Source organism: Streptomyces sp. NPDC104307 (assembly GCF_055584045.1).
In genome coordinates this window covers 83,760-98,515 of record NZ_JBVJMU010000006.1, presented here as the reverse complement: position 1 = coordinate 98,515, position 14,756 = coordinate 83,760, and the positions used below count along the sequence as shown (strand labels likewise).

General features: G+C 70.7%; 14 protein-coding genes. 10 read left to right on the top strand and 4 right to left on the bottom strand.

Features of this window, described 5'->3' with window-relative positions:
• The first annotated feature begins 119 nt into the window (after positions 1–119).
• Positions 120–770, top strand: coding sequence for a hypothetical protein (locus ACZ601_RS17730; protein ID WP_440576301.1), 651 nt, complete (start codon positions 120–122; stop codon positions 768–770).
• Positions 771–826: 56 nt separating this feature from the next.
• Here the strand turns inward: ACZ601_RS17730 and ACZ601_RS17725 are convergent, their stop codons facing one another.
• Positions 827–1,612 (bottom strand): SLATT domain-containing protein, encoded by a 786-nt coding sequence (locus ACZ601_RS17725; RefSeq protein WP_469538696.1) that lies wholly within the window; start codon positions 1,610–1,612, stop codon positions 827–829.
• Positions 1,613–1,981: 369 nt separating this feature from the next.
• On the opposite strand from ACZ601_RS17725, the gene ACZ601_RS17720 reads away from it, so the two are divergent.
• The 7 genes from ACZ601_RS17720 to ACZ601_RS17690 all read left to right on the top strand — a co-directional run bounded on the left by ACZ601_RS17720 (position 1,982) and on the right by ACZ601_RS17690 (position 8,537).
• Positions 1,982–2,317, top strand: a complete 336-nt coding sequence (locus tag ACZ601_RS17720) for a YbaB/EbfC family nucleoid-associated protein (RefSeq protein WP_311307800.1) — start codon at positions 1,982–1,984, stop codon at positions 2,315–2,317.
• A gap of 114 nt (positions 2,318–2,431) precedes the next feature.
• Positions 2,432–3,031, top strand: a complete 600-nt coding sequence (gene recR, locus ACZ601_RS17715) for a recombination mediator RecR (protein WP_024492454.1) — start codon at positions 2,432–2,434, stop codon at positions 3,029–3,031.
• Positions 3,032–3,120: 89 nt separating this feature from the next.
• Entirely contained in the window at positions 3,121–3,780 is a 660-nt protein-coding gene (locus tag ACZ601_RS17710) for a DUF5063 domain-containing protein (RefSeq protein ID WP_440576300.1), read from the top strand.
• A 230-nt stretch (positions 3,781–4,010) separates the two neighbouring features.
• A complete protein-coding gene (locus ACZ601_RS17705) occupies positions 4,011–5,282 on the top strand; it encodes an aspartate kinase (protein ID WP_073733546.1) in 1,272 nt (423 codons plus the stop codon).
• The gene (locus ACZ601_RS17700; RefSeq protein WP_469538692.1) at positions 5,279–6,343 is read left to right on the top strand and encodes an aspartate-semialdehyde dehydrogenase; all 1,065 of its coding nucleotides are present in this window, start codon (positions 5,279–5,281) and stop codon (positions 6,341–6,343) included. The genes ACZ601_RS17705 and ACZ601_RS17700 overlap by 4 nt, the downstream gene beginning before the upstream one ends.
• Before the next feature lie 374 nt (positions 6,344–6,717).
• A complete protein-coding gene (locus ACZ601_RS17695; RefSeq protein ID WP_390088833.1) occupies positions 6,718–7,293 on the top strand; it encodes a SigE family RNA polymerase sigma factor in 576 nt (191 codons plus the stop codon).
• 80 nt (positions 7,294–7,373) lie between these two features.
• Positions 7,374–8,537, top strand: coding sequence for a hypothetical protein (locus ACZ601_RS17690; protein ID WP_469538689.1), 1,164 nt, complete (start codon positions 7,374–7,376; stop codon positions 8,535–8,537).
• Between the two features lie 37 nt (positions 8,538–8,574).
• Here ACZ601_RS17690 and ACZ601_RS17685 read toward each other — a convergent pair whose 3' ends face one another.
• Both ACZ601_RS17685 and ACZ601_RS17680 read right to left on the bottom strand, forming a co-directional pair.
• The gene (locus ACZ601_RS17685; protein ID WP_469538686.1) at positions 8,575–9,492 is read right to left on the bottom strand and encodes an SURF1 family protein; all 918 of its coding nucleotides are present in this window, start codon (positions 9,490–9,492) and stop codon (positions 8,575–8,577) included.
• A 72-nt stretch (positions 9,493–9,564) separates the two neighbouring features.
• Positions 9,565–11,442: a S9 family peptidase gene (locus ACZ601_RS17680; protein WP_469538683.1), complete on the bottom strand. Its 1,878-nt coding sequence runs from the start codon at positions 11,440–11,442 to the stop codon at positions 9,565–9,567.
• A gap of 62 nt (positions 11,443–11,504) precedes the next feature.
• Here ACZ601_RS17680 and ACZ601_RS17675 point away from each other — a divergent pair, with 62 nt between their 5' ends.
• A complete protein-coding gene (locus ACZ601_RS17675; protein WP_440576294.1) occupies positions 11,505–12,344 on the top strand; it encodes a class I SAM-dependent methyltransferase in 840 nt (279 codons plus the stop codon).
• Between the two features lie 152 nt (positions 12,345–12,496).
• Here ACZ601_RS17675 and ACZ601_RS17670 read toward each other — a convergent pair whose 3' ends face one another.
• A complete protein-coding gene (locus ACZ601_RS17670) occupies positions 12,497–13,303 on the bottom strand; it encodes an SGNH/GDSL hydrolase family protein (protein ID WP_469538678.1) in 807 nt (268 codons plus the stop codon).
• Between the two features lie 403 nt (positions 13,304–13,706).
• Between ACZ601_RS17670 and ACZ601_RS17665 the strand changes: the two genes are divergently transcribed.
• Positions 13,707–14,693: a GlxA family transcriptional regulator gene (locus ACZ601_RS17665; protein WP_469538675.1), complete on the top strand. Its 987-nt coding sequence runs from the start codon at positions 13,707–13,709 to the stop codon at positions 14,691–14,693.
• Positions 14,694–14,756: the final 63 nt, after the last annotated feature.

Here is a 14,756-nt window from a genome sequence, read left to right as displayed (position 1 = left end):
GGCGCCGGTCCCCGAAGTCGCTCATGGGGGACCACTGTCCGCGACGTGGCGACCGCATTACGCTGTCCGGAATTACGCTGTCCCGACCATCACACGCACCCGTTGGAGAGCGAGACTTCGTGGCCTGTGACCTGTGGCTGGTCCCCCTCGTCGATGTGCTGTGCCACAGCCCCGACAACCCCTTCGCCGAAGAGATCGCCGTCTTCGACCAGGCGCTGGGCGCGGCGGGGCTGCCGCCCGTACCCGTCTACGCCTATATGCCGGGCCTGACCGGAGACGTGGCCCCGGTCGCGGGCTTCGACTACGACGCCCTGCACTTCCTGCGCCGCGCCTACCTGCTCCAGATCAGCGGCCTCGCCGTCACACCCGTGGACGAACTGGGCGGCGACTACGAGCAGTTGCTGGAGATGTTCGAGCCGACGGCCCTGCAGTCGCATCTGGTGTGGCATTACGACCACGCGGGCGCGTACGTCCCCCTGGACTTCGCGTACCCGATCTCCAGCGACGATCTGCTGGCGGGCGGCGGCCCGCTCGGCTCCGCGCACGGGCTGCTCAGGGAGCTGGAGTTCGTCGCCCCGTCCATCGGTATCGATCCGGCCAATCCACCGGCCGCCCCGCTGCCGCCCGCCGCCCCCACAGAGCTGGAGGAACCGGCGGTCCCGATCCCGTACGACGAAAACCCGTTCGCCCGGGAACGCCACGTCTGGCTCGGCCTGCACGCGGCGGTCACCCGCAGTCTCGCCCAGGGCTCGATGATCATCTTCAGCTGACGGACGAGACGCCCGCCGGAGCCCCGCACCGGTCACCCGGTCACCCGGTCACCCGGTCATCGCGGGGACTCCGGCGGGCGCTGCCGGGGCATGTTCGGCCGGCCCATCGACTGCAACGGGAACCTCGGCTGCGCACCCGGCTCCGCCCGCCCGCCGCCCGTGCCGCCGGACACCAGCGCCTGCATCCCCATCGGCGCGGGACCTGCCCGGAACTCCACCATCCAGTCCGCCGTCTCGGAGCGGACGAGCTCCGTGACGTCCTCCGAGAACCGCCGCAGCACACCGAGGCACCGCTCGGCGGCCTCGCTCGCCGTCCCCTCGGTCGGGCCGAGCACCTCCCGTACGCACTCCGAGGCCCAGTCGAACTGGAGCACCTGGAGCCTGCGCTGCACGGCCTGCGCCGTGGCGAGATTCCTTATCCAGCCGGAGGTCAGGCCGAAGTACCGGTCGCACGCCATGCACGCGGCGCCCAGCAGCAGCGACAGATAGCCCCAGCCCGCGGCGCCGTGCAGCGCCCCCGTCAGATCGAGCAGCGGCAGCGCGGCGCCCGCCACCGCGCCGACCGCGGTCCCCATCCGCAGCACCCTGGCCGCGCGCCGCTTCCACACCCGGTCGCCCAGATACCAGTCGGCGGTGCGCAGCGCGTCGGCCTCGATCCAGCGGTACAGCTCGTCGAGCCGCTGGGCGGGTTCGCCCCAGTCGCCGAGCGGGAAGGGCGTACCGGTCAGATCCCGGCCCGGTGCGCCGGAGCCCGTACCGGCAGGAGCGGCGGAACCGGCCGGACCGGGCACACCGGAATCGTTGCGGGGCGGCCCTTCGGGCTGCATCTCCGGCTGACTCACCGGGGTACTCCTCTGCATGCTGCATTGCGACGCGTGATGTCGACCGCGTCCTCGACGATGGGCGGATCTCTGCCCTCTGCTCACTGACGTTCGCTGCGACCGGCAGTGCCCCATGCGTAACCTTGCGTGACGGCCGGTGCACGTGCGCGTACCGGGACGCATGCCCTTCCTACCGCCGAATGGTGGGCCGCGGGGTCGGAATCGCGGTATTCCCGGGTGTGCGGGGCCTGTGATCAGGTATAGGAGTCCTGCCTGCACTGACTCGATCTCACTCGAAAGAGTTGCTCGTCAGTGGGTGGAGCGCGCCGCCCGGGGACAACGTAGGCTCGGCGTACCGAAACATTTGTCGTCGAAATGCCTGGAGTGACCGTGATTCCCGGTGGTGGTCAGCCCAATATGCAGCAGTTGCTGCAGCAGGCCCAGAAGATGCAGCAGGACCTCGCGGAGGCCCAGGAGGAACTGGCCAGGACCGAGGTCGACGGCCAGGCGGGCGGCGGTCTCGTCAAGGCGACCGTCAACGGCTCCGGCGAGCTGCGCGGCCTGGTGATCGACCCGAAGGCGGTGGACCCGGAGGACACCGAGACGCTCGCGGACCTCGTCGTCGCGGCGGTCCAGGCGGCGAACGAGAACGCCCAGGCGCTCCAGCAGCAGAAGCTGGGCCCGCTGGCCCAGGGCCTGGGCGGCATGCCCGGCCTCCCCTTCTGACACTTCCGGCCAAGGGCACGGCGAGAGCATGCCCGAGTACCTACCCCAGACGGCACGCACCCCCTACGGTACGTACCACGACGCGGCCGACCAGGCGGCAGGAAAGGCTCTCCGTTGTACGAAGGCGTGGTTCAGGACCTCATCGACGAGTTGGGCAGGTTGCCCGGCGTCGGTCCCAAGAGCGCGCAGCGGATCGCCTTCCACATCCTCCAGGCGGAGCCCACGGATGTGCGCCGCCTGGCCCACGCCCTCCTTGAGGTCAAGGACAAGGTCCGCTTCTGCGCGATCTGCGGCAACGTCGCGCAGCAGGAGCAGTGCGGGATCTGCCGCGACCCGCGCCGCGACCTGACGGTCATCTGCGTCGTGGAGGAGCCGAAGGACGTCGTCGCGATCGAGCGGACCCGGGAGTTCCGGGGCCGGTACCACGTACTCGGCGGGGCGATCAGCCCCATCGAGGGCGTCGGTCCGGACGATCTGCGCATCCGCGAGCTGCTGGCCCGGCTGGCCGACGGCTCCATCACCGAGCTGATCCTGGCGACCGACCCCAACCTGGAGGGCGAGGCCACCGCGACATACCTGGCGCGGATGATCAAGCCGATGGGCCTGCGGGTCACCCGGCTGGCCAGCGGTCTCCCGGTGGGCGGCGACCTGGAGTACGCGGACGAGGTCACGCTCGGCCGCGCCTTCGAGGGGAGGCGTCTGCTCGATGTCTGACACCGGCCCGGCCCTTCACGACGGCTTTACGTTCAGCGCGACTATGTTCAACCCACCGCCTGCGACCGTGCCCACGGGAGGTCTCCTCGATGTCTGACGCCACGCTGAACACTGTCACCCAGGACCCCGACGACTTCGCGGTCCAGATCGCCGACCAGATCAAGACGTTCATCGTCGCGGTCACCGAGGTGTCCAAGGTCGAGGAGCCGGAAGAAGCCGTTCCGGTGCTGCTGCTCCAGGTCTCCCAGCTCCTCCTCGCGGGCGGCCGGCTGGGCGCGTACGAGGACATCCTCCCGGACGAGCGCTACGAGCCGGACCTCGGCGCGGAGCCGGACGCGGACGGCCTGCGCGAGCGCTTCGCGGTCCTGCTGGAGCCGATCGACGTCTACTCCGAGGTCTTCGACCCGTACGAGCCCCGCAAGGCCCCGGTCCCGGCCCGCATCTCCGACGACCTGGCCGACCTGGTCACGGACCTGCGCCACGGCCTGGCCCACTACGAGGAGGACCGCACCACGGAGGCCCTGTGGTGGTGGCAGTTCTCCTACTTCTCCAACTGGGGCTCCACCGCCTCCGCCGCCCTGCGCGCCCTCCAGTCCCTGATCGCGCACATCCGCCTGAACCAGCCCCTCCAGGCCCTCGACGGCCTGGACACCGACCAGGACGCCGGCGACGACGACCTGGCCGAGGAGGCGGGCCGCGTGATGGCCGAGGAGATCGCGGGCCCGCTGGGGCTGCGTCCGGTCAGGTAGCGGAGGCTCCTTTTCGGGCGGGCACCCCATCAGGAGCCCCGAATGTGTGGGCTGGGACACATCCGGGAGTGCCCTGCCGATCGTCGGGCAGCAGCCTCGTACGAGCAGTTCGGAACGACGCGTCGGTGATCACGTGCTGAGCGGGACATCTCAGCATCTGATATCAGCGAGGCGTTTCCGGACTGCTCGTTAAACTGAGCCGACAGCAATGGATTGAGCGAGGAGCGCACGTGGGCCTTGTCGTGCAGAAGTACGGGGGTTCCTCCGTAGCCGATGCCGAGGGCATCAAGCGCGTCGCCAAGCGAGTCGTCGATGCCAAGAAGAACGGCAACCAGGTGGTTGTCGTGGTGTCAGCGATGGGCGACACGACGGACGAGCTGATCGATCTCGCGGAGCAGGTGTCACCGATGCCCGCCGGGCGAGAGTTCGACATGCTGCTGACCGCCGGAGAGCGGATCTCCATGGCGCTGCTCGCCATGGCGATCAAGAACCTGGGCCACGAGGCCCAGTCGTTCACGGGCAGCCAGGCCGGTGTCATCACCGACTCGGTCCACAACAAAGCGCGGATCATCGACGTCACGCCGGGCCGCATCCGGACCTCGATCGACGAGGGCAACATCGCCATCGTCGCCGGGTTCCAGGGGGTGAGCCAGGAGGGCAAGAACATCACCACCCTGGGTCGCGGCGGGTCCGACACCACCGCAGTGGCCCTCGCCGCCGCGCTGGACGCCGAGGTCTGTGAGATCTATACCGATGTGGACGGTGTCTTCACCGCCGACCCGCGGGTCGTCAAGAAGGCCCAGAAGATCGACTGGATCTCCTTCGAGGACATGCTGGAGCTGGCCGCGTCCGGCTCCAAGGTGCTGCTGCACCGGTGCGTGGAATACGCACGCCGTTACAACATCCCGATCCACGTCCGCTCGTCCTTCTCGGGACTGCGCGGAACCTGGGTCAGCAACGAGCCGCTAGGGGACCAGCAGGTGGAGCACGCGATCATCTCCGGAGTCGCCCATGACGTCTCCGAGGCCAAGGTCACCGTCGTCGGTGTGCCCGACAAGCCGGGCGAGGCGGCGGCGATCTTTCGCGCGATCGCGGACGCCGAGATCAACATGGACATGGTGGTGCAGAACGTCTCCGCCGCGTCGACCGGTCTGACCGACATCACGTTCACGCTCCCGAAGACGGAGGGCCGCAAGGCCATCGACGCGCTGGAGCGCAACCGCGGCGGCATCGGCTTCGAGTCGCTGCGCTACGACGACCAGATCGCGAAGATCTCCCTGGTCGGCGCCGGGATGAAGACCAACCCGGGCGTCACCGCGGGCTTCTTCGAGGCGCTGTCCAACGTCGGTGTGAACATCGAGCTGATCTCGACCTCCGAGATCCGCATCTCGGTGGTCACCCGCGCCGACGACGTCAACGAGGCCGTGCGCGCCGTGCACACCGCCTTCGGCCTCGACAGCGACTCCGACGAGGCAGTCGTGTACGGGGGCACCGGCCGATGACCGCGCGCCGCCCTTCGCTCGCGGTCGTCGGCGCGACCGGTGCGATCGGCGGCGTCATGCTCCAGATCCTTTCCGAACACGCGGATATCTGGGGCGAGGTGAAGCTCATCGCCTCACCGCGCTCGGCCGGCGGCAAGCTGGTCGTGCGCGGTGAGGAGACCGAGGTCCTCGAACTCTCCGAGGACATCTTCGACGACGTGGACGTGGCGCTGTTCCTGACACCCGACGCGGTGTCCGAACGGTGGGCGCCGCTCGCCGCGTCCAGGGGCGCGGTCGTCATCGACGACTCCGCGGCCTTCCGGATGGATGGCGACGTTCCGCTCGTCGTCCCCGAGATCAACCCCCACGCCGCCCGGATCAGACAGCGCGGCATCGTCGCGAGCCCGAACTCCACGACGCTGGCCCTGATCGTCGCGGTCGGCGCGCTGCACGCCGAATTCGGGCTGCGGGAACTCGTGGTGTCCTCGTACCAGGCAGTGAGCGGGGTGGGGCGCGACGGCGTCGCCGCCCTGCGCGAGCAGCTGTCGCTGGTGGCCGGCAGCGAGCTGGGCACGAAGCCGGGTGACGTACGGCGGGTCGTGGGGGACACGCACGGCGGCCCGTTCGCCGCACCCGTCGCCCTCAACGTCGTGCCGTGGGCCGGGGCGGATGCCGGGGAAGGCTGGTCGTCCGAGGAGCTGGCGATCCGCGACGAGTGCCGCAAGATCCTCGATCTGCCGAGCCTGCGAGTGACGGCGACCTGTGTGTACGTCCCCGTGCTCACCACCCACTCGATGTCCGTGCACGCCCGCTTCGAGAACGAGGTCACGGTCGACCGGGCGCACGAGATCCTGGCGACCGCTCCCGGCGTGGTGCTGTACGACAGCCCCGGCGCGGGTGACTTCCCGACCCCGTCCGACGTGGTGGGCACCGATCCGACCTGGGTCGGCCGGGTCCGCCGGTCGATGGACGAGCCGACGGCGCTGGAGCTCTTCGTCTGCGGCGACAACCTCCGCAAGGGCGCCGCGCTCAACGTGGCGCAGATCGCCGAGGCCGTGGCAGCCGAATTCCCCGCGTCCTGAATTTCCCGGTCCTGATCGAACCTGTTTTGTACGGTCTGTGAAGCACCTGTGAGCAAGTTGCTGGTCTGAACCTCTTGAGCTGGGACGTAGCGGTGTCCGACGATGACCTTTCGGCCCGCTGCAACCGCCGGTCGGGCAGCACGCGTCTAAACCGTCACTTCTTGCGCGGCGGGGCGCACATTCGGGGTATTTGGGGAAGAGCGGTTACGTATGAAGGCATATCGCATGGTGTCAAACGCGGTGCCGTATGCGTACAACCCTGACGGGGGGAAACGTGTCCAACTGGCGTGGCAGAGGTACTCGATATCACAGTGGTGGGCCCCTTGCGCGGCGCTTCGGTGCGGCCGCTCAGACGGCCCCGTACGCCCGGCGGCATGCCGGTGATCGCGCCCATGCCCGCCGCGCGCCAGGCGGGGCTGCCGTCACAGCGCGAGGGCGCTGAAGACAGCGTGGCGGCCGGAACTACAGTTGACCATCTCACCGAAACCTATCGCGCCCACTACCGTTCGCTGCTCGGCCTCGCGGCCCTGCTCCTGGACGACACGGCGTCCTGTGAGGACGTCGTGCAGGAGGCGTTCATCCGCGTGCATTCGGCGCGCAACCGGGTACGGGAGCCCGAGAAGACACTCGCGTACCTGCGCCAGACCGTCGTCAACCTCTCCCGCTCCGCACTTCGCCGCCGCATCCTCGGGCTGAAGCTGCTCTCGAAGCCCATGCCGGACATGGCGAGCGCGGAGGAGGGGGCGTACGACCAGCTGGAGCGGGACGCGCTGATCAAGGCGATGCGGGGGCTGCAACGGCGCCAGCGGGAGGTGCTGGTGCTGCGCTACTTCGCGGACATGACCGAGGCTCAGGTCGCCACGACCCTGGGGATATCCCTGGGCTCGGTGAAGGCGTACGGTTCCCGCGGCATCGCGGCGCTGCGCGTGGTGATGGAGGCGCAGGCATGAGCCGGCGCGACGGCCACGAGCACGGACACCGGCACGGGCCCTCATTCGGACATCGGAATGACCGGACTGGAAACGGAATTGTGAATCACGGGCCGGACAGCACTCCGGGAAACACCCCGGACAGCACCCCGGGTACGGACCGCGACCCGCTGGCTGCCCTCTTCGGAGCCGGAGCCGGCATCGGTGCCGGCACCGGCATGGGTGCGGATGCCGACGAGGACGCCCTGCGCCGGATGATGCGCGGCGCCGTGCAGGGTCTCGAACCCCGCGACGGCACCCTTGACCACCTGTACCGCGCGGTGCCCGCCCGTCGGGCCCGGCGGCGGCAGGCGCTCGTGGGCGCGGCGGCGGCGGCCCTGCTCATCGGCACCGCGATCCCCGCGTTCCTCCATGTCGCGCACTCCGAGGGGTCGAACGCCGCCGGCCCCGCGATCGCCGGTCACGGCGAGCAGGCGCATGGCGGCAGCGGCGAGGAGCCGGGTCCGGGCTCCGGCGGTGCGGACGACGGCGGTGGGAGCGAGGGGCACAAGGACACCGGCGCAGGCGGTGTCCCGGACACCTCGGCCAGCCCGTCCGCCAGCAGCGGCCAGGGTGTGGAGGGCACGGCGGTCGGCAGTTCGGCCGATCCGAGGGCCAGCGTTGCCGCGGATATGCCGGTCTGCTCGCCCGACCAGCTCGGGGTCGCCTCCGCCAGGACCGGCGCGACCGGCGCCGACGGCACGGTGTACGGAACGTTCCGGATCGCCAATGTCTCCGGCAAGGACTGCTCGGTGAGCAGCGGCGGCACGGTGGGCTTCGAGGCGATGGGCGCGGCGGACCCGGCCAAGATCGCGGTCGTCCGGCACACCCAGGGGGACGCCGCGTCGGGGCTGCCCGATCCCGCGGAGGAGGAGGCGACGGTGCTGCTGGCGCCGGAGATGGCGTACGAGGTGCAGTTCGCCTGGGTTCCGGAGGACACCTGTCCGACGACCGGCGGTTCACCTTCACCGACCCCGACGGACGGTGCGGCAGGCAGCGCGGTGGGCTCGGCCGGGTCCAGCACGGGCGGCAGCGGGACCGGGGACACCGAAACGGGTACGGACACGCAGCTCGGCAGCGAGGACGAGCCGGGGAAGGCGGAGGGCAGCGTCGCCGTGAAGCACACGGCGGAGCCGGGAGCGCCGGTCGCGGAGACGAAGATCGCCAATGCCTGCGCGGGCACGATCTACCGGACGGGCGCGCTGGAGCCTTCGCCGCAGGAGTAGCCGCAGGAGTAGTCGCAGGAGTGGTCGCGGGAGTGGTTCAGACGTCGGCGGGCGTGCCGGCCTCTCGGTCCGGGGACGCTTCCTGGTCCGGGGCCGCTTCCTGGTCCGGGCCTGCGGTGTCCGGGTCCGGGCCTGCGGTGTCCGGGTCCGCGACGAGGCCCAGGCGCACGTCGCGGACGGCTTCGGCCTCGCGCCGGACCAGCCGGAACCACATGAAGAGCACGAACGCCGCGAAGACGAACCACTCGCACAGGTAGCCCAGATTCTGGAAGGCCTTCAGGTCGAGCCCGGTGCCCTGCGCCGCAGCGGCCGGTACGGGACGCAGGGCGGCGGCGGATGTGCCCTCTCCACCCTTCCCCGCTGTCTCCGCGCCGCCGGTGCGGACGTCGGACCGCTGGAGCGTCACCCACGCGTCGTACACGTCGTACGGCACGAGGTTGACGAGCGACGCGGCGCTGATCATGCCGACCTGCCCGTCGGGGAGCCCGCCCTTCGCGTCGACCCCGGCCGTGCCCGTGCTCTCCGAGGCCTGGAGGTCGCCGGTCACGGTGACGTCGCCGGTCGGCGCGGGCGGCACGGAGGTGTGTCCGGCCTTCCCGGGGAGCCAGCCGCGCACCACGGGCAGCGCCTTGCCGCTGTCGGTGCGCAGCATGCCCACGACGTAGAAGCCGGTCCGGTCGTCCAGCTTCCGGCCGGGCACCAGGAACTGGTCGGCGTACCGGCCGGTCGCGGTGGCGGGACGGCCGGAGGTCACCGTGTCGACGGGCAGCAGCTCATCGATCGGCTTGGCGGCCCTCGTGCCCGGAGCGGGCTGCTTCTCGGCGGCCTCGTGCGTCTGCACGCGGTCCTCGAAGCGGCCGAGCTGCCAGGTGCCCATGAACACGCAGAACGGGATGGCCAGCACGACGAAGAGGTTGATCCCCCACCATCGCGGGGTCAGCAGGAACCGGTACACCCCTCCACGGTACGGTCCCCGCTCCGGCCGCCCGGAGCGGGGGCACCCGTGGCGCCGCCCCTTATACGGCCCCTACGCGGCTCCGGAGCCCTGTCCGGCGCGGCCTTCGACCGGCCCCAGGTGCCGGGCGGCGAAGTCGAGCTCCAGGCGCACCTGCTTGATCCGCTCCTCCACGACGAGGGAGCCGTGACCCGCGTCGTAGCGGTAGACCTCGTGCACCGCGTCGCGGCTCTTCAGCCGGTCCACGTAGTTCTCCACCTGGCGGATCGGGCAGCGCGGGTCGTTGACGCCCGCCGAGATGTAGACCGGGGCCCGTACGTCGTCGACGTACGTCAGGGGCGACGAGGCCTCGAAGCGCTCGGGCACCTCCTCCGGCGTCCCGCCCAGCAGGGTGCGGTCCATCGCCTTCAGCGCCTCCATCTCGTCGTGGTACGCCGTGACGTAGTCCGCGACCGGGACGGCGGCCAGGCCCACGGCCCAGTCGCCGGGCTGCGTACCGAGGCCGAGCAGTGTCAGGTAGCCGCCCCAGGAGCCGCCGGCCAGGACGAGCCTCGCCGGGTCCGCGAGGCCCGACTTCACCGCCCACTCCCGCACCGCCGCGATGTCCTCCAGCTCGATCAGGCCGATCCGGTGCTTGAGCGCGTCCGTCCAGGCCCGCCCGTAGCCGGTCGAGCCGCGGTAGTTGACCCGGACGACCGCGTAGCCGTGGTCCACCCAGGCTGCGGGCCCGCCCGCGAAGGCGTCGCTGTCGTGCCAGGTCGGGCCGCCGTGGATCTCGAAGACGGTCGGGAACGGCCCCTCCGCCGGGGCCGCGGGACGCTGGACGAGTGCGTGGACCCGGCCCCCTGGCCCGTCCACCCAGACGTCCTCGACGGGCACGGACCGCGGGGCCTTCGCACCCGGCGGATCGAGCACCACCGCACCGCTCGTAGACCGGACGACGGGCGGCTCCTCGGCCGAGGACCAGAGGTACTCCACCGTGCCGTCCGGGCGGGCGGTGGCCCCGGAGACCGAACCGGTGGGCGTCTCCACCCGCACCAGGGTGCCGTCGCCCGCCGCCGGCCCGTACCTCCACAGCTCGCTGCGGGCCTCGAAGCCGTGCTCGATCAGCAGCGCGGAACCATCCGGATACCACTCCGCCCCCACATCGCCGGGCAGCTCGATGGCGAGGTCCGTCTCGGTGCCCGCCACCGGGTCCCAGATCATCGGCTCCCAGCGGCCGCGCCGCTGATGCCCGACCAGCAGCCGGCTGTCCCCGGCCACCGGGGCGAAGCCGAGAACAGCGAGACCCAGCTCCTTCGTGCCCCCTTCGGTGTCGTCCAGCTCCGCGACCGTGCTGCCGTCCGGCCGCACCACGCGCAGCGCGGAGTGCATCGCGTCACCGTGCTCGGTGTGCTCCAGCGCGATCAGCGTCCCGTCGTGCGACAGGTCACCGACCCCGGCCGACTCGCGGTGACGGTAGATCTCGACGGGCTCGGCCGCACCGGGCCGTACGACGTGGACCGTCGTCCCGTCCTCGTCCGTCGAACGGCCTACCACCGCCGTCCCGTCCCGGCCGATCGCGAGCCCGGCGGGGTAGGAGGCCTCAAGACCGGGCACCGCCGGTTCGTCCTTCGCACCCTCGCCGTCCCCGGCGTCGTTGAACGGCCGGCGCATCCACACCCCGAACTCGTCGCCGTCGGTGTCGTTGAACCACCAGATGGCCTCGCCGTCCGGCGTCAGCGTGCCGTCGGTCGTCCCATTGGGGCGGTCGGTCACCCGGCGCTGTTCCCCGGTGGCCCGGTCCCAGGCGTACAGCTCGTACGTCCCCGTCGCGTTGGAGACGAACAGCGCGCGGTCCGGCGCGTCCTCCGCCCAGTCGGGCAGGGACACCCGGGGAGCCCGGAAACGCTGCTCCCACTCCGGAACGGAATCGGTCGTCGAACCAGTGGTCTCAGTCATGCCCACCATTCTGCGCCGGAACGACGACAATTCGTTCGCCCCGTCCTCAGCCTGTGGATAACCTCGCGGGCATGCATACACCGATACCCGCCGACTGGCGCGAAGCCAACCGCGCCATGTGGGATGAACGTGTGCCCATCCATTACGGCAGTGACTTCTACGACCTGGACTCCTTCCGCGCGGGCAAGGACGCCCTGCGGGCCTTCGAGCTGGCGGAGGTCGGGGACGTGACGGGCCGGTCGCTGCTCCACCTCCAGTGCCACATCGGGCTCGACACCCTCTCCTGGGCCCGGCACGGCGCCGCCCAGGTCGTCGGCCTCGACTTCTCCGAGCCGGCCGTCGAGACCGCGCGCTCGCTCGCTCGGGAGATCGGCCTGGCCCCGGACCGCGCGGCGTTCGTCGCCGCCGACGTCTACGACGCGGCGGAGGCCGTCCCGGACTCCTCGTACGACATCGTCTACACCGGTATCGGCGCGCTGAACTGGCTGCCGGACATCGACCGCTGGGCCGAGACGGCGGCCTCGCTCGTGGCGCCCGGGGGTTTCCTCTACCTCGCGGAGTTCCACCCGCTGACCGACTGCCTCGACGACGCGACCGGTGAACGGATCGTGCACGACTACTTCAGCCGCGAAGCCTGGGTGGACGAGACGCCGGGCACGTACGCGGACTTCGACGCGCCGACCGTCCACAACCGCAGCGTCGAATGGCAGCACCCGGTGGGCAGCGTGGTCTCGGCACTGGCCGCCGCCGGGCTGCGGATCGAGTTCCTGCACGAGCACGACACCTCACTCTTCGCACGTTTTCCCGTGCTGGAGCGGCAGCCGGACGGCGGCTTCCGCTTCCCGACGGAGCGGCCGCGCATCCCGCTGATGTACTCGATCAAGGCGACCCGCCCGCAACGGCTTCCCTAGTCCGTGTCCGGCGGAGCCGGGGCGAGGGAACAGGGGCGGGGGAACAGGGCCGGGGAACATCTCGTCGAGCGGTACTGAGCACGGCAGCGGCGCGGCAGGGCCTCGGAGCCGGGGCCCCTGTGCCGTTGCCGCGCCGCTGCTTCCCGTGGGCCCTACGCTGCCGAGCTGAAGGCGGGCAGATAGCCGCCCGACTGTCCCTCGGCCTTGGGGTGATAGGAGTTCTCGATGGGGATCGAGACGCTGTGGAGCCACGGGTCGCCGGAGCACAGCTCGTGCCCGGTGAACTCGTCCGCGACACCGGAGAAGGTGAATCCGGCGTCGGCGGCCTGCTTGGCGATCACGTCGTTCAGCACGTCGGAGGCGTTGTTGATGGCCGTGCGCTCCGCTTCCGTCAGCCCGGCGATGCAGCTTCCGCCGATCTGGTAGAAGCGCGGGTAGCCGAGCACCACGACACGTGCCTGCGGGGCCTTCGAGTGGATGGACCCGTAGAGCGAGCTCAGACCGGCCGGCAGTGAACCGTTCATCTGCGACACGGCAGAGGCCACGCTGGAGAGGCAGGCGGACTCGCCGGACAGCACGCAGTCCTGCATGACGTCCGCGAACCCGACGTCGTTACCGCCCGCGGTCACGCTGACCAGGGAGGTGGACGAGTTCAGCGGGCCGAGCTGGCCGCTCGCCACCGAGCTCGTGGTGGCGCCCGAACAGGCGACGAAGTCGAACGAGGACGGTGAGTTCGCCGCCGCCCAGAGGTAGGCGTAGGCGTTGGTGCTGCGCCGGCAGTCACCGCTGTCGGAGAGGTAGTTCCCCGCTCCGACGCCGGACGAGTACGAGTCGCCCAGAGCGACGTACCCGCCGGCGGCGGCCGAGGAGGTTGCCGAGGCCGGCTGGGCCATGCCCAGAGCGGCCGCGGCGGCGAGGAGCAGAGTGGATGCGGACGCCCAGAATCTCCGTACTGACATAGCTGTCAGCCCTCCGAAGTGTGGGGGGTGGGTGGGGGGTTGATGGAGCGTCAACTGTTGTAGCAGCTATCGGTACCAGTCGGTAATAGGCAGGCGGGAACCTGTCGGAATTGCCCGAATGATCGTTCGGTACCCGTAGCTCCGCGCGTAGATAATCCTCGAACTCCACCCGAAACAAGGGGTTTACGGTCGCCTGCTCGCCACTTCGCAGGTTCTCGCGCCACGGCCCGACGCATGCTTGAGGGGCGGTTCGTCCGGCGGCCTGCCCGCGGGCCGGTGTCCGGGGTGGATGGCAGGGATGGGTGTCCCGGGCGGGTGTCCGGGGTGGGTGTCCGGGGTGGGTGTCCGAATGTGACAGACACCTGTCATTGCGGCCGTGTGTACGGGCGGTCACGATGGACGCATGTCCTCCAGCAGCCACCGCGTGGTGATCGCGGTCTTCGCCGATGTCGACCTCCTCGACGTCACCGGTCCGGCCGAGGTGTTCGCCCTGGCCAACCGGGAGACCGGCGGCGACGCGGGGTACGAGGTCAGGCTGGCCGGCCCCGAGCGGGGCCCCGTCGTCACCTCTGCGGGGGTGCGTCTCGTGGCGGATCTGGCGTTCGCGGAGGTGGCGGGCGCGGTGGACACCCTGTTGGTGCCCGGCGCCGTCGACATGCGCCCCGAAGGCCCGGTGGCCCGGGTCGACGACGACGTGGTCGCCTGGGTGCGGGACACGGCTCCGCACGCCCGCCGTATCGCGTCGGTGTGCGTGGGCGCGCACGTACTGGCGGCCGCCGGTCTCCTGGACGGGCGGCGGGCGACCACTCACTGGTCGACCGCCGCGCAGCTGGCGGCAGACCACCCCGAGGTGCGGGTGGACCCCGACCCGATCTTCGTACGCTCCGGCAAGGTGTGGACGGGTGCGGGCATCAGCACCTGCATGGACCTGGCGCTGGCGCTGGTGGCGGAGGACCACAGCGAGGAACTGGCACTGGTGGTGGCCAGGCAGCTGGTGATGTACCTCAGGCGGCAGGGCGGCCAGAGCCAGTTCAGCGTCCCGCTGAGCCGGCCGGCCGCGAGCCGTCGGGACATCGACGAGCTGCGGGTATTCATCACCGGACACCTGGACGCCGACCTCTCGGCGCCCGCGCTGGCGGAACGCATGTGCCTGAGCGAGCGGCACTTCGCCCGGGTCTTCCATCAGGAGACCGGCACCAGTCCGGCCGCGTATGTGGAAGCGGCCAGGGTCGAGGCGGCGCGCCGACTGCTCGAAGCCACCGATGAGCCGCTGGAGCGGGTCGCGGCGGCGGCCGGTCTGGGCTCGGTGGAGACGTTGCACCGAGCGTTCCGCAAGCAGATCAGCACCACCCCGGCCGCCTACCGCCGCCGCTTCCGCACCACGGCCTGACCTGCTCTTTCTCTGCTCGGCCGACGCGTGATCGCGCCCGGCCCGAACAGCCCTGCCCGAAAG